Raw genomic sequence first — 19,499 nt, 5'->3', positions numbered from 1 at the left:
ATGAGGTAGATAGGTTCGAGGTGGAAGCGTGGTGACACGTGTAGCTGACGAATACTAATCGATCGAGGACTTAACTAAACACAAAATGTTTGATTGTCATACACCTTATCTAGTTTTGAAGGTATATTCCTTCATAAATATAAAGTCTGGTAGCAATAGCGAAGAGGTCACACCTGTTCCCATGCCGAACACAGTAGTTAAGCTCTTCAGCGCCCATGGTAGTTGGGGCTTGCGCCCCTGCGAGAGTAGGACGTTGCCAGGCAAATAAAAAGATCCTTAATCAGTATTGATTAAGGATCTTTTTTTCGTTAGCCATTATAAAAGTTCGATTCTAATTATAAGGGGATAGATCAAAAGTGTTTCTGTAGCTTTGATTTTGAGAACCAATACATTATTATTCCAAAGAACAGTCCACTGAAAATCCAAATCAGAATATTCCACCAACGTACGTCTATTTCACCAGCTACTAAATAAGGAGAAACGAACTCGATAAAAATTAACATAAATAAACCGAATTGAAAACCAGCTAATGAGGATGCTTTTTTTAATGCTTTTTTCTTTTCTATGTATTCTTCTGTTGATGCACAATCTATTTCATCCAAGTCTTTTTTTCTTATTTTTACTATAGCCATAATTGCGTACCCCATATTAATTATAAAGAGTGAAGGTGTTGCGAAGGATAGTGTGTTTTGAATTGTATCAATAATAAGGTTGATAAACATTAATAACATGGATAAGTACCATAACAAAATTCCTGAATAAGCTAATTGCTTATAAATTTCGTAGCGCTGGTATTCATCACGATCATCAACTACACCAATAAAACGATTAAGTACCTGATTCTTCATTGTTTTTCTCCTCCCAAAATAAAGTGTTAAGGTCTGTTTTAAGTTCCTTTGCCAACGAAATACACAAAGATAAAGATGGATTGTACTTAGCATTTTCAATTAAATTAATGGTTTGTCTCGCAACACTAACCCTCCGGGCAAGTTCAATCTGAGTTAAATTGCAACGTTTTCTATATTCTTTGACCCTATTCAAGCCATACACCCTTTCAAACATCAACTATAAGTACATTATATGTGACATTTTAATGATGTGTCAACTATATATGACATATCACTTTCCCTTCCTCATAGATTCTCTATTGTTTAAAGAGAAGTTAGTAGTTTGTTTATTCATAATCATTGACTGAGAAGAGAATTAAAGTTGACAGGAAACAAAATGTTTCACGTGAAAAAGCTAATTTTCGACAACCGTGTTGACTTTACAGTTATAGAAACAAAAAAATATTTTCGTAATCTCATATTTTATAACTTTTTTAGAATAAAAGGTATAAAGGTTTCCGGAGTTGGTAAAACTAGTTGATGGAGGTGGAGAATTTGGAAAATACATTGCAAGAGAAGTGTGTTATTTGTGAAGAAAATAAGGCTAGTGGCATTCATATCTATCATTGTTTTGTTTGTTTTAGTTGTGAGAGAAAGATAGTTTCAACTGATGTGAACGATCCTAATTATTCCTTTTACGTAGAAAAATTAAAAGCACTAAATCATATGACAAAAATAGTATAAATAGAGACCCCTTCCTTACATTCGTTTATGTAAGGAATTTTTATGGTTAATTATAAATGTACATTCGCTTTTCTTTCTATAGTTAGCTACAATAAGTACAACAAATGCTAGAAGAAAGGAAGAAGGTAGTTGGAAGATAGTCAAGGTATTCCTTTATTACATAAACTGATAGAACATAAAAAGAAAAATCCAATATCCTTTCATGTTCCTGGTCATAAAAATGGACAAGTATTCCCTTCGCATTCTGAAGACTTATTTAAATCTATCCTTTCTATTGATCTAACTGAAATAACAGAATTAGATGACCTTTATGTCCCAGAAGGTGCTATTAAACAGGCCCAAATCCTAGCTGCAGAATGGTTTCAAGTTGATGCTTCCTATTTTTTAGTTAATGGAAGTACTGTGGGTAACTTAATCATGATTATGGCGACGTGTGGTCCTGGAGATCTTGTCCTTGTGCAAAGGAATTGTCACAAGTCGATCTTGAATGGACTTGAACTTAGCGGGGCAAAACCTATTTTCTTAACACCGGAATATGATACAGAAGTGAATCGATACGGAGCACCTTCGACAAAAACGCTTGAAGAAGCTATACATAAATATACGAATATTAAAGCTCTTATTTTAACTTATCCAGATTATTTTGGTAGAACCTATCCATTAAAAGAGAAAATTGAATTAGCTCATGCTCAAAAAATCCCGGTTCTTATTGATGAAGCACATGGAGTTCATTTCTCTCTTCCCTTTATAGATCAACCGTCAGCTATTGAGCTAGGAGCTGATATCGTTGTCCAATCCGCACATAAAATGGCACCTGCGATGACAATGGCTGCTTATTTACATATAAATAGTGCATATGTGAATAAAGAAAGAGTAGAGCATTACTATCAAATGCTTCAATCTAGTAGCCCTTCCTATCCAATTATGGCTAGTTTGGATGTTGCTAGATTTTATTTGCAAAATTTTAAAGCAGAACAAATGACTAACTTACAAGAAAGTATTGATTTAATAAAAAATGAATTGGAAGCTTGTGATTATGTTAAAGTTTTGGAAACAACGAGTTTGGATGATCCTTTAAAAATAACATTAGAAACAATAAATGGGGTAAGTGCTAGGGAAGTGGCACGTTTATTTGAAAAAGAGGGTATTTATCCTGAATTAGTAACAACCAATCAAATTTTGTTAATTGTAGGTTTAGAACCTTATATAGATTTAGAAAGTCTAAAGAAATCAATAAAGAGCGTAAATAAGCAATTAATATTACAGCCTAAACATGATACAATAAATAAATATACAGAATTATTTATTAGTAAGATCCAGACACTTCATTACGCTTATAATGAAATGAGGTCAATGGAGACGAAAATAGAAAAATTAGAAGAAGCTATCGGTGAGGTGGCAGCAGAACAAATAATTCCTTATCCACCTGGTATCCCTTTAATTGCTAAAGGTGAAAAGATTACAAAAAATCAAGTTGATCATATCGTGGAATTATTAAATAAGGGTGTATCTTTTCAACCAAGGGATGTTAAAAAAGGAATAAGAATCTTCCTATAAAAAGGTATAACGATATAATTAAGGTATGGTATGAAGGAGAATGAATAGTGGCAGGGGCATTTATTACTGTAGAAGGTGGAGAAGGAGCAGGTAAGTCTACTGTTTTATCTTTATTAAAAAAACATTTACAAGAAGATGGATTTGAAGTTCTTATCACAAGAGAACCCGGAGGCATTGATATAGCGGAAAAAATTAGAGAAGTCATTCTTAACCGTGATCACACGATGATGGACGCGCGAACAGAGGCGCTTTTATACGCAGCGGCAAGACGACAACATCTAGTCGAAAAAATTCTGCCAGCATTAGAGACAGGAAAAATTGTTCTATGTGATCGGTTTGTAGATAGCAGCTTAGCTTATCAAGGCTATGCCAGAGGTTTAGGAATTGATGAGGTATTTCAAATAAATAAATTTGCAATTAGTAATCATATGCCAGACTTAACGTTGTTCTTTGATATTAAACCAGAATTCGGATTAAAACGCATTGCTGCTAATGAAAATAGAGAACAAAATAGACTAGACTTAGAAAATATCGACTTTCATAATCAAGTATATCAAGCGTATCAGCTTCTTATTGAAAAATTCCCACAACGAATAAGGAAAATTAATGCAAATTTGAGTATAATAGAGGTAGAAGAACTTGCATATAAAGAAGTAATGAAATTTTTAAGAGATAAATAAATCTATTAAAAATAAGGAGGCGAAGATCGTGAAATTAATCATGGCTGTTGTCCAGGATAAAGACAGTAACCGTTTAGTGGATGCTTTAGGAGATCAAGATTACAAAACCACTAAACTATCTTCTACAGGAGGCTTTTTAAAAGAGGGTAATACGACTTTAATGATTGGTTGTGAGGATGAGAACGTCGATCGTGCTCTAGAAATCATTCGAGATAATTGCAGTCATCGTGAGCAAATGGTAGCTCCTGTTTCTCCAATGGGAGGAAATGCAGACTCCTACATTCCTCGACCGATAAATGTAGAAGTAGGCGGAGCAACAGTTTTTGTTGTACCGGTTGATTCCTTTTTCCAGTTTTAAATAAATGAGGGAGTAAACAAATGAAAATCAGTCAAGAAATGAGAGCGCAACTAGATACCTTAAATAAACAAGGCCAAGCACAAAAGAATACTTCTCAAAGATTTGATACGATGGTGAAATCGGAATCTATCCAATTGAAGCAAGCTGAATTACAACAATTAATGGGACAGTTAGCAACACAAGGTGAAAAAATTGCTAAATTCAGATCTTTCCATGACCTAGCCATTTATAAAAGAATGGTAAAGCGTTTTGTAAAAGAAGCAGTCGATTTTGGGATGAATTTAAAACAATCCCATAGCTTCAGTATGGATGGTAATAACCGTAAGCTAACTTTAGTAGAAGAAGTAGATGAAAAATTAGTGGAATTAACAGAGACTGTATTAGATAAAGAAAAGAATTCCATTAACATTTTAGATGTGATCGGTGAAATAAAAGGCCTCCTAATAAATTTGTATACGTAATGAGGCACTATAAAAGGGTGGATTAGGCTATAATGTGCTAATCAATCCTTTTTCTTTTGGAGAGAAAACATTATAATGTAGATGGAGAAAAAAATAGTTATAAATAAAGCTGTGAATACTTGAGGAGGGTAATGGAGCGTTCAAACAGAACGAACCTCCATAGACGTGATGGTTAATACTTGGACAGAAATGAAAAGCATACAACCAGTAGTAAGTAAGATGCTTGTAAGTAGTATTAATAAAGAACGAATCTCGCATGCTTATTTATTACATGGTCAAAGAGGAACAGGAAAAAAATATCTAGCGATTTTGCTAGCAAAAAGTATTTTTTGTAAGCACCAAGAGCGCGCAGAGCCCTGTAATACGTGTCGAGATTGTCAGCGAATTGACAGTGGTAATCATCCAGACTTTCACTGGATTGAGCCCGATGGTGCGAGTATAAAAAAAGAGCAAATTCTCCACCTTCAAAAAGAATTCACATACACAGGCATGGAGTCTAACCGTAAAGTATATATTGTTTCAGATGCGGAAAAAATGACGACAAATGCATCTAATCGATTGCTTAAATTTTTAGAAGAACCGAGCATGGATACTACTGCTATTTTATTAACCGAAAATAGCCAAGCTATTCTTCCAACCATTCAATCACGGTGCCAGTTAATCAGTCTTCGTCCTTTAAATAATAAACAGCTGATAGAAAAACTAGAGCAAGAAGGGTTAACAGAAGCAAATGCTAAAATTTTTGCAGCTGTGACGAATGATTTAAATGAGGCATTGGAAAAAAGTAAGGATGAGTGGTTTGCTAATGCAAGAAAAATAGTGGTACAATTAGTTGAAATGCTTCAAACTAATCCAAATGAAGTGCTATTGTTTATACATACACAATGGATGCCACATTTTAAGGAAAGACCTCAAGCGCAACAAGGCTTAGATCTCCTTCTTTTATGGTTTAAGGATATGGTGTATTATCATATTGATCAAAAAGAGCAAATGGTTTTTTCTTATCATTATGATAAAATTGAAAAAGCCGCCATGCATTGGTCAAAGAAGCATGCTACGGATAATCTGTCACATATTATGGATGCTAAGCGTAAGCTTGAACAAAATGTACATCCACAATTAGTTATGGAGCAATTAACACTTCATTTTCAGAGGTGAAAAAATGATAGAGGTTATAGGAGTTCGCTTTAAAAAAGCGGGTAAAATATATTACTTCGATCCGGCAAATTTCACGATAGACACAGATGATTATGTGATCGTAGAAACGGTTCGAGGTGTTGAGTTTGGTAAGGTTGTTGTTGCAAGAAAGAAAGTCGACGAAGAAGATGTCGTCCTACCTTTAAAAAAGGTTATTCGTCTTGCAGAGGAAAAGGATAAAATTACGGTAGTAGAAAATCAGGAAAATGCTGATGAGGCTTACCGTGTTTGCGATAAAAAAATAAAAGATCATGAGCTAGAGATGAATTTGGTTGATGTAGAATATACCTTTGACCGAAATAAAGTGATTTTTTATTTTACTGCAGATGGACGCGTGGATTTTAGACACTTAGTAAAGGATCTAGCTTCTGTTTTTAAAACGAGGATTGAATTGCGTCAGATTGGTGTGCGCGATGAAGCGAAGCTATTAGGTGGAATAGGTCCATGTGGAAGAATGCTTTGTTGTTCTACCTTTTTAGGTGATTTTGAGCCAGTATCCATTAAGATGGCAAAGGATCAAAATTTATCTTTAAATCCTGCAAAAATTTCTGGTTTATGCGGTCGCTTAATGTGTTGCTTGAAATATGAGAACGATGATTATGAATCAGCTAAAAAGCAATTGCCTGATTTAGGCGAGAAAATAACCACACCTTATGGAAATGGTAAGGTAGTTGGTCTGAATATTTTAGAGCGTATGATTCAAATAGAAATTCCTGAGAAAGAAAGAGTTATTGAATATACCTTGGATGAGCTAATTGAAGAAGGAGTCATCAAGACGCAGGCCACAGAATAGTGGGGTGAATTAGAGCGTGGATAAAAAGAAATTATTTGAGCAAGTTTCTGATATGGAAGAGCAAATTGGGCAACTATATCAGCAGCTGGGGGAAATGAAGAATCAATTAAGTGAAGTATTGGAAGAAAATTATCGCATGGAGATGGAAAACCATCACTTACGCCAACGCCTTGATGATTCCACTGATGAAAATGGCAAAGACCAGAACAATATATCAAAGGAAGAATTTGAATTAGGAGAAGGCTACGATAATTTAGCACGTCTTTATGAAGAAGGTTTTCATATTTGTAACGTACATTTTGGAAGTCCGAGACAAGATGGAGACTGTTTGTTTTGTTTACTATTTTTAAATAAAACAAAATAGAACACCAATAAGTGAAGGGCTGACACATATTTATTCGTGTCAGCCTTTTCTATAATAAGGAATGTTTTCGAATGAATGAAGGAGTAGGAGAGATGGAATTAAGAGAAGACGAACGAATTGATTTCTTACTAGCAGAAGAAAATATGCGTATTATCCAGAGTGAGACCGTTTTTTCTTTTTCCTTAGATGCAGTATTACTTGCTGACTTTGCCCAGATACCAAAAAAAAGAGGAAAGGCAATAGATTTATGTACCGGAAATGGCGTGGTACCACTTCTTCTGTCTAGAAAAACGATTATTCCTATTACTGGTGTCGAAATTCAAGCAAGGTTATTTGATATGGCAATGAGAAATGTTGCTTTAAATAAATTAGATACCCAACTGTCTATGCTTCACGGGGATTTAATAGATATGCCGAAAAAATTCGGAAATGATAAATTTGATATGGTTACCGTTAATCCTCCTTATTTTCAGACGTTAAATGAAAAATTACATAATAAAAATGATTTTTTAACGATTGCGCGTCATGAAATTTGTTGTACCTTAGAGGATGTTATTAAAGCTTGTAGTAAACTAGTGAAGTCAGGTGGAAAGGTAGCCATGGTTCACAGGCCATCGCGTTTAATGGATATCTTAACTATGTTTCGCCAATATAAAATTGAGCCAAAACGATTGCGCTTTGTTTATCCCAAGCAAAATAAAGAAGCGAATATGGTATTAATAGAAGGAATACGAGACGGAAATCCGGATTTAAAATTATTGCCACCATTAACGGTATTTCATGACGATGATAGCTATACAAAAGAAGTAGAAGGTATTTTATATGGAAAAAGATAAATTTCACTTTGTTTATATTCTAAAATGTAAGGATGCTTCCCTGTATACCGGATACACCACCAATATAACGAGACGTTTAAAAATGCATGAATCTGGCAAAGGGGCAAAATACACACGTAGTAGAGGACCCTTTGAATTGGTATTTTGCAGAGCATGTGCTTCGAGATCAGAGGCATTGCAGCTTGAAGCACAGATTAAAAAATTATCTCGAAAGAAAAAATCAGAACTAATTCAAACAGAACTAGAAGGGGATGGGATTCATGAGAGCAACAAGTAGCTTTCAGGGCGAAAGTGAATTTGGCACGCTTTATATTGTTCCGACACCAATTGGAAATTTAAATGATATTACCATTCGTGCTTTGGAAATTTTAAAAGAAGCAGATGCCATTGCCGCTGAGGACACCCGAAATACTGGACGATTACTCCATCATTTTGAGATTTCTAAACCGATGATCAGTTATCATGAGCATAATAAAAGAGAGCGTCAATCGACATTAATCAATGATTTAAAAGAAGGAAAATTGATTGCTCTTGTCAGTGATGCTGGTATGCCAGGTATATCTGATCCAGGCTCTGATTTAGTTAAAGCAGCGATTGATGAGGAGATTACGGTAGTTGTTTTACCAGGAGCAAACGCCGCTTTAGCGGGCCTAGTAGGATCTGGTTTACCGACAGAAAATTTTTATTTTCATGGCTTCCTTGCTAGAAAAAACAAAGAAAAAAAAGCAGCTATAGAGAAATTGAAATTAATGACATGTACGATTATATTTTATGAATCACCGCACAGATTAGTAGAAACGTTAGAATTTTTGCATGAGCATTTAGGAAATCGAAACGTGAGCATTGCACGTGAATTAACGAAGCGGTATGAAGAGTATATTCGTGGGGAGTTAGCAGAAGTTGTCGAATGGGCAAGAGAGCGCACATTAAAGGGTGAGTTCTGTATCGTAGTCGAAGGTTTGGATGAAGAAACGCTTGAACAAGAGGCATGGTGGCAAAACACATCCTTGAAGAAACATGTCGAAAAAATTATCGATGAAGAAGGGCTTTCCAGTAAGGAAGCAATTAAAGAAGTAGCTACAATAAGAGGATTAAAAAAGCGAGAGGTGTACCAAGCTTACCATTTAAATGAAGAATAAAAAATAATCCACCCTTCTAATTTCAAAGAGGTGGATTATTTCCATAAGAAAAAGTGATTATTTCATTTTATTTTGAATTTCATCAATTAAAGCTTGAGCGCCTTCTGGGCTTAGGATTAACTTTCCGTCAGCAAGTGTTAAGTTATCATCAGAAATATCGCCAGTGATTGCACATGTCATGTTAGGCTTATATTTTTGTAAAATAATTCTTTCATCATCTACATAAATTTCAAGCGCATCTTTCTCATTAATACCTAATGTACGGCGCAATTCGATTGGAATAACGACACGTCCTAGCTCATCAACCTTACGTACTATACCAGTAGATTTCATTGTTTATTTCTCCCCTTTAATAAATTTCGTCAACATTCGACATTTATAGCATTATACTACCAGTAAGTGCCAATACTGTCAATCGGTTTGCTTCAATAAAATTGAAATTTTTTGTAAAATTTTAAAAATCGCGCTCGAATAAGGGAAACCACGTAAAAATATGAGGTTTAGCGAGGTAAATCTATTGAAATAATGGAAATATAGAAGAAAAGTCGCTACAATAAAAGCAGACTGTTTAATCGATATTAAAATAGAAAATAAGAAAAAATCTTGAAGGAGGTAGCGTATTATGTCGAATCAGAAAAAAACTTTTTATATAACGACTCCCATTTATTATCCGAGCGGAAATTTACATATCGGTCATGCATACAGTACAGTTGCAGGGGATGTAATGGCACGTTACAAACGTCTACGAGGCTACGATGTAATGTATCTGACAGGGACGGATGAGCATGGTCAGAAGATTCAAAAGAAAGCTGATGAAAATGGAGTTACTCCACAGGTTTATGTCGATGAAATTGTGAGTGGTATCAAAGATTTATGGGAAAAGCTTGATATTTCCTATGATGATTTTATTAGAACAACAGAAGATCGCCACAAGCAGGTAGTAGAAAAGATTTTTGCGCAACTACTAGAACAAGGCGATATCTACCTTGATGAATATGAAGGAAGCTATTGCACCTCATGCGAATCATTTTTTACAGAAAGACAATTAGAAAATGGGCATTGTCCAGATTGCGGTGGACCGGTTGAAAATGTAAAAGAAGAGTCCTACTTCTTTAAAATGAGTAAATACGTGGATCGTTTACTTGCTTATTACAAGGAGAACCCTGAATTTATCCAACCGGAAAGCAGAAAGAATGAGATGATCAGTAACTTTATCAAGCCTGGTTTAGAGGATTTAGCGGTATCTAGAACAACGTTTGATTGGGGTATTAAAGTGCCAGGGGATCCAAAGCATGTTATTTATGTGTGGATTGATGCACTGTCAAACTATATTACAGCACTGGGCTATCGCACAGATGACGATGGACGCTTCCAAAAATACTGGCCCGCAGATGTTCATCTAATGAGTAAGGAAATTGTTCGTTTCCACACAATTTATTGGCCAATCATGTTAATGGCTTTAGACCTTCCATTACCGAAAAAAGTATTTGCGCATGGTTGGATCTTGATGAAGGACGGTAAAATGTCCAAATCAAAAGGAAATGTAGTGAATCCAATTGATTTAACCGACCGTTATGGACTGGATGCATTAAGATATTATCTTCTACGAGAAGTACCATTCGGATCTGATGGTGTGTTTACGCCAGAAGGATTTGTCGATCGTACAAACTTTGACCTAGCAAATGACTTAGGGAATTTGTTAAATCGTAGTGTAGCGATGGTAGATAAGTATTTTGATGGAAAAGTTCCTGCTTTTAAAAAGGGTGAAGATTCCTTTGACAAAGAGCTAGAAACACTAGGACAAGAAACTGTAGAAAAAGTAGAAAAAGCACTAGATGAGATGGGCTTTTCGGTCGCACTCACAAATATTTGGCAATATATATCTCGTACAAACAAATATATTGATGAAACAAAGCCATGGGTACTTGCTAAAGACGAAGATAAAAAAGAGCGCTTGGGCAATGTGATGGCACACTTAATAGATAGTTTACGCCGAATTGGAATCCTTTTACGACCATTCCTGACCCATGCACCGAATCAAATCTTTGAGCAAATTGGGGTTGAGAGAGAAGAGGATAAAACATGGGAAAGCATCACTGCAGAAGGTGTGATCGCAGAAGGTGCTGCCGTGGTTAAAAAAGATCCGATCTTCCCTCGTTTAGATGTTGAACAAGAAGTAAAAGCGATAAAAGATTTAATGACGGCACCAGAGCCTGAAAAAGAAGAGGAAACGAACGAAATCATTTATGATGATTTTATGAAGGTAGAGCTTAAGGTAGCAGAGGTAATTCACGCAGAAAAAATGAAAAATGCGGATAAATTATTACGCATTCAGCTAGATCTTGGCTCAGAAAAAAGACAGGTCGTCTCAGGCATAGCGAAATTTTACACACCAGAAGAGCTTGTTGGTAAAAAAGTTATTTGTGTAGCAAACCTGAAGCCAGTGAAATTAAAAGGAGAAATGTCTCAGGGCATGATCCTTTCTGGGGAAGATGCAGAGGGTAATCTATCCTTAGCTACAGTCGAACAAGACCTACCTAATGGATCTATCGTAAAATAAAGATCTTTAATGGAACAAGCGCTTATTATCATTAAAATAAGCGCTTGTTTGTGTGAAAAAAACAAGAAACGCGGATATAATTTGATTTTAGCGGATTTATAAAAAAAACCGCGGATATTTCGAATTTTTCGCGGGAATACGAAAAATATCGCGGATAAAGGGACCGACATCGCGGATATAACCACGCACGGAAAAATAATGTAGAACAAGGAGGAATTTTAATATGCTTTTTGATACACATGTACATTTAAATGTTTCGCACTTTAAAGATGATCAACAAGAAGTAATGAAAAGAGCCGAAGAGGCTGGAGTGAAATATATGGTTGTAGTTGGCTTTGATCATGAAACCATTCCAAAAGCAATCAAACTGGCAGAAGACAATGAAAATATATATGCAGCAGTGGGCTGGCACCCTGTAGATGCAGTTGATTTTATGAATAAAGAATTGCAGTGGCTAGAAGAGTTAGCAGAACATCCAAAAGTGGTGGCACTAGGTGAGATGGGCTTGGATTATCACTGGGACAAATCCCCCAAGGATATTCAAAAAGACGTATTTAAGCAACAAATTCAATTAGCTAAAAAAGTAAAATTACCAATTATTATTCATAATCGGGAGGCTACAGAGGATATAATAGAAGTATTGGAACAAGAAAATGCTGCTGAGGTTGGCGGAATTATGCATTGTTACAATGATTCTGTCGAGTATGTAGACGCATGTCTTGCGATGAATTTTTATATTTCCTTGGGGGGACCTGTCACATTCAAAAATGCTACATTACCAAAAGAAGTAGCAAAATATGTTCCACTGGATCGCCTGTTGATAGAAACAGATTGTCCATTCTTAGCACCACATCCATATCGAGGAAAGCGAAATGAACCCGCTTATGTCAGTCTTGTCGCAGAAAAAATTGCTGAGCTAAGAGAGTTGGATGTAAAAAAAGTAGAAGAAGAAACGACTAAAAACGCTTGTCGCTTTTTCGGAATTAATTATTAAAACTTAGAGGTTATTTAAATCTGTAATATACTTTTAATATTATTGAAATATAGGCACTTTTCCCCTCTGTATTAGTTGCTATAGCAACGTTTGTCACCTGTAATATTCGTAAAATGCTGGTTTGACAAGGGGTTTTTATCTAATTATAATACAGCAATGGATATAAGGAGGGGGACTGTGTATGAGTAACACGGCATATAAGAAACAATCCTTAGGCAAAAAGATATTTATTTCATTGCTATCATTAATTTTATTAATTAGTTTTGCTGGTTTTGGATTGTATGAAATTACAAAAGCTCAAGTTACGTTTATACAAGAAGGCGAAGTTACTACTGTTCGCACACATGCAGAAACGATTGCAGATGTGTTAGAAGAACTTGCTATAGATGTAGCACCACATGACGAGCTATCACATGAATTAGAGGATTTCGTAGAAACGAATATGGAAATAACACATATTCCTGCAAGAGAAGTTGTTTTAAATATAGATGGGGAAGATAAAACATACTATACAACAAAAGAAACAGTAAAAGATTTCTTAGCAGAAAATAACATAGAAGTTGCAAAAAACGATGATTTATCTGTTAATGAGAACGAAGTTTTAAGTGAAGGCATGGAGATTGAATTAGCTCGTGCTTTTGAAGTTACTGTTAAAGATGCCGATAAAGAATCAGTTATCTGGACGACAGGAGCTAAAGTAGCAGATATTTTAGAGCAAAATGAAGTAACACTTTCTGAGCTTGATCGAATTGAACCAAAAGAATCTCAGCTTTTAACAGACTCCGAAACAATCACTATTACTCGTGTGGAAAAGGTGACGGATGTTGTAAAAGAGAAGATGAATGTGAAAGTTGTGAAGAAAAACGAAGGATCTCTTGAAAAAGGGAAGGAAAAAGTAATCGAAGAGGGATCACCTGGCGTTAAAGAAAAGCATTATGAAGTAGTGCTTGAAAATGGTAAGGAAGTTTCCCGTGAATTAATCAAAGAAGATGTAACCAAAGAAAGCAGTGATCGTGTGGTTGCTGTCGGTACGAAGGTAAAGCAAAAACAGCCTGTTCAAACTACAACAAAAACTACTGCAAGTGCAAGTAATACATCATCATCTAAACAGACGGTTTCGCGTGGAAGTTCATCTGCCACCAAGACCATTTCTATGCATGCAACTGCATATAACTGGGATTGTGCTACGTGTGATGGTAGAGGTTTAACAGCAACAGGTTATAACCTAAAAGCTAATCCAAGTGGTGTTGTAGCAGTGGATCCATCCGTCATTCCTCTTGGAACAAAGGTATGGGTGGAAGGCTATGGTTATGCAATAGCAAGAGATACTGGTGGTAACATTAAAGGCAACCGAATTGATGTGCATATGCCAAGTATTGCAAAAGCTAAACAATTTGGAAGTAGAACAGTTCAAGTTAAAATTTTAGATTAATGAATCGTACCCTTACCAAAGCGGTAAGGGTATTTCTATGTCTTTTATACCTTATAGTAAAAGGAAGTATGCGATAAATATGAAGGACTAAGTTTTTTCTTTTAGATAAAACCGCTATAATAAGAAAGAGTTAACGTGTTTTACGGATGAACGGAGGCAATCTCGTTGTATATAAAAGAAATTATTGTAGTAGAAGGAAAAGATGATACTGCAAAAATAAAACAAGCATTAAAAGCAGATACTGTCGAAACAAACGGTTCTGCGATTAACCACAGTATTTTAGAACAAATTAAGCATGCCAAGGAAAAAAGAGGCGTGATTGTTTTTACTGATCCTGATTATCCAGGTCAAAGAATTAGAGAAATAATCAATGAACATGTCCCAGGCTGCAAGCATGCCTTTTTAACAAAGCAAGAAGCAAAAGGAAAAGCAAAAGGCTCACTCGGCATCGAGCATGCGTCCAATGAAGCTATCAGGAAAGCGTTAAGTAGTGTTTATGAACTAAGGGATCAACAGGATGAAATAAAGATCACAAGACAGGATTTAATGCACTACAAGCTAATCGGTGATAAAGACGCTAAAAAACGCAGAGAATATTTAGGGAAATCACTTAGAATAGGAAGTATGAACGGCAAGCAATTATTAAAAAGGTTACAGATGTTTCAAATAGATAAAGAAACATTTATTAAAGTCATGGAAGAAATGAAGCAGGAGGATGAGGTATGACAGCAACAAAAGCAATTGCTACACCAGTAAGAACACAAGCAATCTTAAAAAAGTATGGGTTTGCTTTTAAGAAAAGCTTGGGTCAAAATTTTCTGATTGATGTAAATATTTTAGACAAAATTATTGATGCTGCTGAGGTTAATGGCGAAACTGGTGCGATCGAGATTGGACCTGGAATTGGAGCCTTAACGGAGCATTTAGCAAAGCATGCCAAAAAAGTAGTAGCATATGAAATAGATCAACGTTTGATGCCAATATTAGAGGATACTTTAGAGCCTTATGACAATATCGAAATTGTTAATCAGGATATATTAAAAGCAAATATGACTGAGCTTATAACCAATCACTTTTCAGATATAAAAGATGTAAAATTAGTAGCGAATTTACCCTATTACATTACCACGCCCATTCTCATGCACTTATTGATGGCAGGGGCACCTGTTTCAAGTATTACCGTCATGATTCAAAAGGAAGTTGCCGAGCGTATGGCAGCCGTACCTAACACAAAAAGCTATGGCTCTTTATCGATTGCTGTGCAATATTATACAGAAGCACATGTAGCTATGATCGTTCCAAAAAATGTTTTTATGCCAAAACCAAATGTGGATTCAGCAGTATTGCATCTAAAATTAAGAGAAAGTCCTCCGGTAGAATTAGAGGATGAAGTTTTCTTTTTTGATTTAGTAAGAGCAAGTTTTGCACAAAGAAGAAAAACATTACGTAATAATCTCTCACGTCATTTTAAAGATAGATGGTCGAAAGAAGAAATTGAGCAAGCTTTAATGAATGTGGGGATAAACGGAACTAGAAGAGGCGAGTCCTTGTCGATGGAGGAATTTGCTACAATCTCAAATAAGTTCTATCAACTTACAAAGATAAACTAAAGAATGCTGCACAGGAATTGATAAGCTTTCATAGGCTATAGAAGACGTATAGATAGCTTCAGACGTCACTCGAAAATTCTTATCCCGAGGTGACAACAGATGGCTTTAACAATTGGAACGCTTGTTACAAGATATTCCTATGAGCATGACATAGTATTTCGTGTAAAAAAAATTACTGAGAACACTGTGCTTTTACACGGTGAGGAAGTTCGCTTAGAAGCTGATGCAAATATAGATGATCTTCGCCCTGTTTCAGACCGTGAGTTAAATGAAATACAAAAAACAGCATTAGAAAAGGAAGCATATTCTTTTCGTTTGTTCCGCCAGGATTATCAATTGATGAGAGAAAAAAGACTCGCTGAAGAAAAAAAAAGCATTCCAACTAATTTAAAGAGTTTTCAGATGCCTGTGAAGGTTTTGCACCTTGATGGTGATCGACTTTATTTAAAGAAATGCATTGATATCTACCGGAAGCTAGGGCTGCAAGTTCATGGCACCTATATGGATGAAAAAGATATGCCACTAGAAATAGCAGGATTAATTAAAAAAATTCACCCTGAAATTATCGTGATTACAGGTCACGATGCCTATTTAAAAGCAAAAGGAACCAAAAAGGATTTACAAGCATACCGTCATTCGAAGTATTTTATCGATGCTGTTCGTGCTGCAAGAGATGTTATTCCAGATTTAGATCAGCTTGTTATTTTTGCTGGGGCCTGTCAATCACATTTTGAAGGGTTGATTCGTGCTGGTGCGAATTTTGCAAGCTCCCCGTCAAGAGTTAATATCCATGCGCTTGATCCCGTTTATGTAGTAGCTAAAATTGCGTACACCCCATTTATGGAAAAAATAAATGTACTCGATTGCCTGCGAAATACACTAACCGGAGAAGAGGGCCTTGGCGGAATGGAAACTAAAGGTTTTTTGCGGACCGGATTACCTTATCTTAAAGCTGATCAATAAGAAGGAAGACTTTTCGTAGAGGTTAACTGAAGCGGAAAGTCTTTTTTTATTTTAAAAATTAGTTTTTCTTGCTCAAAAACCTTATAAGACTCCGAAATAGAAGGACAATATCGAGATTTTTATTAAAGCGCTAGCATTTATTTTTTTCATAATAAGGCTTGTTATACATAAAGTGTAGGAAATTGGTAAAAATAAAATATCCGATGTCACAATTTTTTTGGTTGACTTTATTTTTATAATATTGTTATAATTAAAAGTTTTATTTGACTATTGGACATGCATGTAGTATAATAAAGTTTAGTGAGGTGGAGTCTATTGGCTAAAACATTAGTAGAAATCAAACAGGGACTAGAGTGTTGTGTAGGCAAGCGTTTAAAACTTCGTGCAAATGGCGGAAGAAGAAAAACGATTGAACGTTATGGAACATTAGCAGAAACGTATCCTTCTGTATTTATTGTAGCATTAGACCAGCAGGAAAATTCATTTGAGCGCGTTTCGTATAGTTATGCAGATGTACTAACCGAAACAGTTGAACTGAGTTTCATTGATGAACTAGGCGCGTTAGCAGTAGCTGAGCAGTAAACCACGTTTGCTGCTTTTTATTTTTATATTGAAAAGATGGTAAAAGGAACAAAGCCTATTTTGGGTTTTGTTCCTTTTTCGCATTTATGGTATCTTTACAGAAAGAACATTGTAGAAATAGGAAGAAGTTGACCGAGAAAAGTAGGTGAAAAATCATGTATGTGTTAGAGAAGGCACCAGCAAAAATAAATTTATCCTTAGATGTACTATATAAAAGACCGGATAATTATCATGAAATTGAAATGGTGATGACAACGGTTGATTTAGCTGATCAGATCGAATTATTTTTAATTAAGCAAAATACTATCGTGATTGAATCAGAAAATCGTTTTGTGCCAAATGATGAACGTAATTTGGCATATCGAGCGGCCAAATTACTAAAGGATCGTTATGAAGTAAAAAAAGGCGTGAGAATTAAAATTGAAAAGCATGTGCCAGTAGCTGCTGGACTCGCGGGCGGAAGCAGTGATGCTGCCGCAACATTACGCGGTCTAAACAAATTATGGGAGCTTGGCTTAGATAAACAGACTTTAGCCTCTTTAGGGGCAGAAATAGGTTCAGATATTTCCTTTTGTGTTTATAACTCGACAGCGTTAGCTCAAGGAAGAGGAGAAAAAATAACAGAGCTTAAAGCACCGCCTTCCTGCTGGGTAGTACTTGCCAAGCCTAGGCAGGGTGTTTCTACACAAACAGTGTATCAATCATTAGATTTATCCACGATCGATCATCCGGATACCTCTGGAATGATCGAAGCGGTAAATAAGAGTGATTATTTAGGAATGTGTAGTCGTTTAGGGAATGTTTTAGAAGCTGTTACACTTGAACGACATCCAGAAGTTGCCCAGATTAAAAAATTAATGCAGTCATCAGGAGCTGACGCTGTGTTGATGAGTGGAAGTGGCCCTACTGTATTTGCACTAGTGAAACAGCAAACTAGAGCAGAGAGAATGTACAATAGTTTAAGAGGTTTTTGTGAAGAGGTTTATGCCGTAAGAATGCTCGGATATCCACAGGCACTTGATTAAAACCGTATAAAATGATATATTTACCGTAAAATATTCGGGTTTTGGGGTGTAATGATGAAAAGAAGCGATCGTTTAGTTGCGATGACCAATTATTTAATCGAGCATCCGATGGAATTAGTTTCGCTACCATTTTTTTCTGAAAAATACGGGGCGGCAAAGTCTTCAATTAGTGAAGACTTGGCTATTGTGCATCGGATTTTTGAAGAAGAAGGCGTAGGCTATCTCGCATCTGTTTCAGGTGCTGCTGGAGGAGTAAAATATATTCCAAAAGTGTCTGCCACGTATAGTGAAAAATTTATAGATGAATTATGTAACCAACTAGAAGATCCTAGTCGTATATTACCTGGTGGCTATTTATTTATGAGCGATGTCTTAGGAAACCCGCACACGGTAAGAAATATTGGGCGATTATTTGCTGCTAGATTTTCAGATGTGAAAATTGACTCTGTTGTAACAGTTGCAACAAAAGGTATCCCACTTGCTTATGCTGTGGCATCTTTTTTAGATGTACCTGTAATTATTGTGAGACGGGATCCTAAAGTGACGGAAGGTTCTACTGTAAGTATCAATTATGTTTCAGGATCATCAAGAAAAATACAAACCATGGTTCTTTCTAAAAGAAGTTTACAAGAAGGAGAAAACGTCTGTATCATCGATGATTTCATGAAAGCCGGTGGTACCATCAACGGCATTAAAAACCTATTAAAAGAATTCAATGCTAATGTTGCAGCGATTGGTGTCTTAGCTGAAGCTGAAGATGAGGAAGAAGATCGAGTGGTCGAGGATTATACCTCGCTTATTCAAATTAAAAATGTTGATGCGAATAATCAACAAATTGAAGTTATAAAGGGAAATTATTTTCACGAATAAGGAGATAGAACTGCCTATTCCTAAGGATATGTTAAATAATTCAAGTTTTTTGCTCAAAAAGTTTAACTTTTTTTGAAAATAAGAAGGAATTTGAACAAAAATGTAGAATTAAGTTAGTAAGTTCTTATAGGTGAAAAGGTGGTGAAACACAGTGGAAGTTACAGACGTAAGACTACGCCGCGTTAATACCGATGGAAGAATGCGAGCGATTGCTTCAATTACATTAGATGAAGAATTCGTGGTGCATGATATTCGTGTGATTGATGGTAATAATGGTTTATTCGTTGCTATGCCTTCAAAACGAACTCCAGATGGGGAATTTCGCGATATCGCGCATCCGATTAATTCAGGAACACGCACCAAAATTCAAGATGCTGTATTAGAAGCATATCGTCGTGCCGGAGAAGCTGAGGTTCAATTCGAAGAAGCAGGTGCGTCTTAATAATATCTTTTGGTTAAAAGCCTAATCTGTTAAGGATTGGGCTTTTTTCTTATGCTAATTTAAGA

At 35.8% G+C, this 19,499-nt stretch carries 24 protein-coding genes and 1 rRNA gene; 22 read left to right on the top strand and 3 right to left on the bottom strand.

Annotation, left to right across the window (positions count from 1 at the left end):
* The first annotated feature begins 145 nt into the window (after nucleotides 1-145).
* Nucleotides 146-262: ribosomal RNA gene (gene rrf / locus DFR57_RS16880) — 5S ribosomal RNA — on the top strand.
* Nucleotides 263-350: 88 nt separating this feature from the next.
* Here the strand turns inward: rrf and DFR57_RS16875 are convergent.
* Complete coding sequence (locus DFR57_RS16875) at nucleotides 351-848, bottom strand: hypothetical protein (RefSeq protein WP_170133023.1); 498 nt, start codon at nucleotides 846-848, stop codon at nucleotides 351-353.
* Entirely contained in the window at nucleotides 829-1,041 is a 213-nt protein-coding gene (locus DFR57_RS16870; protein ID WP_114354389.1) for a helix-turn-helix transcriptional regulator, read from the bottom strand. Before DFR57_RS16870 ends, DFR57_RS16875 begins: the two co-directional genes overlap by 20 nt.
* A 341-nt stretch (nucleotides 1,042-1,382) precedes the next feature.
* Between DFR57_RS16870 and DFR57_RS16865 the strand changes: the two genes are divergently transcribed.
* The 11 genes from DFR57_RS16865 to rsmI all read left to right on the top strand — a co-directional run bounded on the left by DFR57_RS16865 (nucleotide 1,383) and on the right by rsmI (nucleotide 8,956).
* On the top strand, nucleotides 1,383-1,571 hold the full coding sequence (locus DFR57_RS16865; RefSeq protein ID WP_425450978.1) for a sigma factor G inhibitor Gin: 189 nt from the start codon (nucleotides 1,383-1,385) through the stop codon (nucleotides 1,569-1,571).
* Nucleotides 1,572-1,700: 129 nt separating this feature from the next.
* On the top strand, nucleotides 1,701-3,128 hold the full coding sequence (locus DFR57_RS16860) for an aminotransferase class I/II-fold pyridoxal phosphate-dependent enzyme (protein ID WP_245937509.1): 1,428 nt from the start codon (nucleotides 1,701-1,703) through the stop codon (nucleotides 3,126-3,128).
* A gap of 47 nt (nucleotides 3,129-3,175) precedes the next feature.
* A complete protein-coding gene (gene tmk, locus DFR57_RS16855; RefSeq protein WP_114354387.1) occupies nucleotides 3,176-3,808 on the top strand; it encodes a dTMP kinase in 633 nt (210 codons plus the stop codon).
* 28 nt (nucleotides 3,809-3,836) lie between these two features.
* Nucleotides 3,837-4,166 (top strand): cyclic-di-AMP receptor, encoded by a 330-nt coding sequence (locus tag DFR57_RS16850; RefSeq protein ID WP_114354386.1) that lies wholly within the window; start codon nucleotides 3,837-3,839, stop codon nucleotides 4,164-4,166.
* A gap of 20 nt (nucleotides 4,167-4,186) precedes the next feature.
* The gene (locus DFR57_RS16845; RefSeq protein WP_114354385.1) at nucleotides 4,187-4,627 is read left to right on the top strand and encodes a YaaR family protein; all 441 of its coding nucleotides are present in this window, start codon (nucleotides 4,187-4,189) and stop codon (nucleotides 4,625-4,627) included.
* Between the two features lie 168 nt (nucleotides 4,628-4,795).
* Nucleotides 4,796-5,785 (top strand): DNA polymerase III subunit delta', encoded by a 990-nt coding sequence (holB, locus tag DFR57_RS16840; RefSeq protein WP_114354384.1) that lies wholly within the window; start codon nucleotides 4,796-4,798, stop codon nucleotides 5,783-5,785.
* Between the two features lie 4 nt (nucleotides 5,786-5,789).
* On the top strand, nucleotides 5,790-6,617 hold the full coding sequence (locus DFR57_RS16835; protein WP_114354383.1) for a PSP1 domain-containing protein: 828 nt from the start codon (nucleotides 5,790-5,792) through the stop codon (nucleotides 6,615-6,617).
* Between the two features lie 16 nt (nucleotides 6,618-6,633).
* Nucleotides 6,634-6,981, top strand: coding sequence for a DNA replication initiation control protein YabA (gene yabA / locus DFR57_RS16830; protein ID WP_114354382.1), 348 nt, complete (start codon nucleotides 6,634-6,636; stop codon nucleotides 6,979-6,981).
* Between the two features lie 71 nt (nucleotides 6,982-7,052).
* Complete coding sequence (locus DFR57_RS16825) at nucleotides 7,053-7,817, top strand: tRNA1(Val) (adenine(37)-N6)-methyltransferase (protein ID WP_245937508.1); 765 nt, start codon at nucleotides 7,053-7,055, stop codon at nucleotides 7,815-7,817.
* Nucleotides 7,804-8,094 (top strand): GIY-YIG nuclease family protein, encoded by a 291-nt coding sequence (locus DFR57_RS16820; RefSeq protein ID WP_114354381.1) that lies wholly within the window; start codon nucleotides 7,804-7,806, stop codon nucleotides 8,092-8,094. The genes DFR57_RS16825 and DFR57_RS16820 overlap by 14 nt, the downstream gene beginning before the upstream one ends.
* Nucleotides 8,078-8,956, top strand: a complete 879-nt coding sequence (rsmI, locus tag DFR57_RS16815) for a 16S rRNA (cytidine(1402)-2'-O)-methyltransferase (protein ID WP_114354380.1) — start codon at nucleotides 8,078-8,080, stop codon at nucleotides 8,954-8,956. Before DFR57_RS16820 ends, rsmI begins: the two co-directional genes overlap by 17 nt.
* A gap of 57 nt (nucleotides 8,957-9,013) precedes the next feature.
* Here the strand turns inward: rsmI and DFR57_RS16810 are convergent, their stop codons facing one another.
* Nucleotides 9,014-9,289 (bottom strand): transition state genes transcriptional regulator AbrB, encoded by a 276-nt coding sequence (locus tag DFR57_RS16810; protein WP_114354379.1) that lies wholly within the window; start codon nucleotides 9,287-9,289, stop codon nucleotides 9,014-9,016.
* Nucleotides 9,290-9,578: 289 nt separating this feature from the next.
* Between DFR57_RS16810 and metG the strand changes: the two genes are divergently transcribed.
* From metG to spoVG, 10 genes are all read left to right on the top strand, one after another.
* Entirely contained in the window at nucleotides 9,579-11,516 is a 1,938-nt protein-coding gene (gene metG / locus DFR57_RS16805; protein WP_114354378.1) for a methionine--tRNA ligase, read from the top strand.
* Between the two features lie 223 nt (nucleotides 11,517-11,739).
* Nucleotides 11,740-12,510, top strand: a complete 771-nt coding sequence (locus DFR57_RS16800) for a TatD family hydrolase (protein ID WP_114354377.1) — start codon at nucleotides 11,740-11,742, stop codon at nucleotides 12,508-12,510.
* A gap of 181 nt (nucleotides 12,511-12,691) precedes the next feature.
* A complete protein-coding gene (locus DFR57_RS16795) occupies nucleotides 12,692-13,942 on the top strand; it encodes a G5 and 3D domain-containing protein (RefSeq protein ID WP_114354376.1) in 1,251 nt (416 codons plus the stop codon).
* Between the two features lie 165 nt (nucleotides 13,943-14,107).
* The gene (gene rnmV / locus DFR57_RS16790) at nucleotides 14,108-14,668 is read left to right on the top strand and encodes a ribonuclease M5 (RefSeq protein WP_114354375.1); all 561 of its coding nucleotides are present in this window, start codon (nucleotides 14,108-14,110) and stop codon (nucleotides 14,666-14,668) included.
* Nucleotides 14,665-15,552: a 16S rRNA (adenine(1518)-N(6)/adenine(1519)-N(6))-dimethyltransferase RsmA gene (gene rsmA / locus DFR57_RS16785; RefSeq protein ID WP_114354374.1), complete on the top strand. Its 888-nt coding sequence runs from the start codon at nucleotides 14,665-14,667 to the stop codon at nucleotides 15,550-15,552. The genes rnmV and rsmA overlap by 4 nt, the downstream gene beginning before the upstream one ends.
* Before the next feature lie 99 nt (nucleotides 15,553-15,651).
* The gene (gene yabG / locus DFR57_RS16780; protein ID WP_114354373.1) at nucleotides 15,652-16,515 is read left to right on the top strand and encodes a sporulation peptidase YabG; all 864 of its coding nucleotides are present in this window, start codon (nucleotides 15,652-15,654) and stop codon (nucleotides 16,513-16,515) included.
* A 315-nt stretch (nucleotides 16,516-16,830) separates the two neighbouring features.
* Entirely contained in the window at nucleotides 16,831-17,097 is a 267-nt protein-coding gene (gene veg / locus DFR57_RS16775) for a biofilm formation stimulator Veg (protein ID WP_114354372.1), read from the top strand.
* Between the two features lie 155 nt (nucleotides 17,098-17,252).
* On the top strand, nucleotides 17,253-18,122 hold the full coding sequence (gene ispE, locus DFR57_RS16770) for a 4-(cytidine 5'-diphospho)-2-C-methyl-D-erythritol kinase (protein ID WP_114354371.1): 870 nt from the start codon (nucleotides 17,253-17,255) through the stop codon (nucleotides 18,120-18,122).
* A 54-nt stretch (nucleotides 18,123-18,176) separates the two neighbouring features.
* Complete coding sequence (gene purR / locus DFR57_RS16765; protein WP_114354370.1) at nucleotides 18,177-18,992, top strand: pur operon repressor; 816 nt, start codon at nucleotides 18,177-18,179, stop codon at nucleotides 18,990-18,992.
* Nucleotides 18,993-19,143: 151 nt separating this feature from the next.
* Entirely contained in the window at nucleotides 19,144-19,434 is a 291-nt protein-coding gene (gene spoVG / locus DFR57_RS16760; RefSeq protein ID WP_114354369.1) for a septation regulator SpoVG, read from the top strand.
* The last annotated feature ends 65 nt before the right edge of the window (nucleotides 19,435-19,499 follow it).

This window comes from Saliterribacillus persicus (assembly GCF_003337485.1).
GTDB classification, from domain to species: domain Bacteria; phylum Bacillota; class Bacilli; order Bacillales; family Amphibacillaceae; genus Saliterribacillus; species Saliterribacillus persicus.
Note: the sequence above shows the minus strand (reverse complement) of the source record. Positions and strands in the feature narration are given on the sequence as shown.

What these genes read in the sequence shown, in the direction of transcription:
- purR (WP_114354370.1), top strand. Translation starts at nt 18,177, where the DNA reads ATGAAAAGAAGCGATCGTTTAGTTGCGATGACCAATTATTTAATCGAG.
- DFR57_RS16820 (WP_114354381.1), top strand. Translation starts at nt 7,804, where the DNA reads ATGGAAAAAGATAAATTTCACTTTGTTTATATTCTAAAATGTAAGGAT.
- DFR57_RS16875 (WP_170133023.1), bottom strand. Translation starts at nt 848, where the DNA reads ATGAAGAATCAGGTACTTAATCGTTTTATTGGTGTAGTTGATGATCGT.
- holB (WP_114354384.1), top strand. Translation starts at nt 4,796, where the DNA reads ATGGTTAATACTTGGACAGAAATGAAAAGCATACAACCAGTAGTAAGT.
- DFR57_RS16800 (WP_114354377.1), top strand. Translation starts at nt 11,740, where the DNA reads ATGCTTTTTGATACACATGTACATTTAAATGTTTCGCACTTTAAAGAT.
- DFR57_RS16825 (WP_245937508.1), top strand. Translation starts at nt 7,053, where the DNA reads ATGAATGAAGGAGTAGGAGAGATGGAATTAAGAGAAGACGAACGAATT.
- DFR57_RS16795 (WP_114354376.1), top strand. Translation starts at nt 12,692, where the DNA reads ATGAGTAACACGGCATATAAGAAACAATCCTTAGGCAAAAAGATATTT.
- DFR57_RS16835 (WP_114354383.1), top strand. Translation starts at nt 5,790, where the DNA reads ATGATAGAGGTTATAGGAGTTCGCTTTAAAAAAGCGGGTAAAATATAT.
- ispE (WP_114354371.1), top strand. Translation starts at nt 17,253, where the DNA reads ATGTATGTGTTAGAGAAGGCACCAGCAAAAATAAATTTATCCTTAGAT.
- rsmA (WP_114354374.1), top strand. Translation starts at nt 14,665, where the DNA reads ATGACAGCAACAAAAGCAATTGCTACACCAGTAAGAACACAAGCAATC.
- rsmI (WP_114354380.1), top strand. Translation starts at nt 8,078, where the DNA reads ATGAGAGCAACAAGTAGCTTTCAGGGCGAAAGTGAATTTGGCACGCTT.
- DFR57_RS16810 (WP_114354379.1), bottom strand. Translation starts at nt 9,289, where the DNA reads ATGAAATCTACTGGTATAGTACGTAAGGTTGATGAGCTAGGACGTGTC.
- DFR57_RS16845 (WP_114354385.1), top strand. Translation starts at nt 4,187, where the DNA reads ATGAAAATCAGTCAAGAAATGAGAGCGCAACTAGATACCTTAAATAAA.
- yabG (WP_114354373.1), top strand. Translation starts at nt 15,652, where the DNA reads ATGGCTTTAACAATTGGAACGCTTGTTACAAGATATTCCTATGAGCAT.
- metG (WP_114354378.1), top strand. Translation starts at nt 9,579, where the DNA reads ATGTCGAATCAGAAAAAAACTTTTTATATAACGACTCCCATTTATTAT.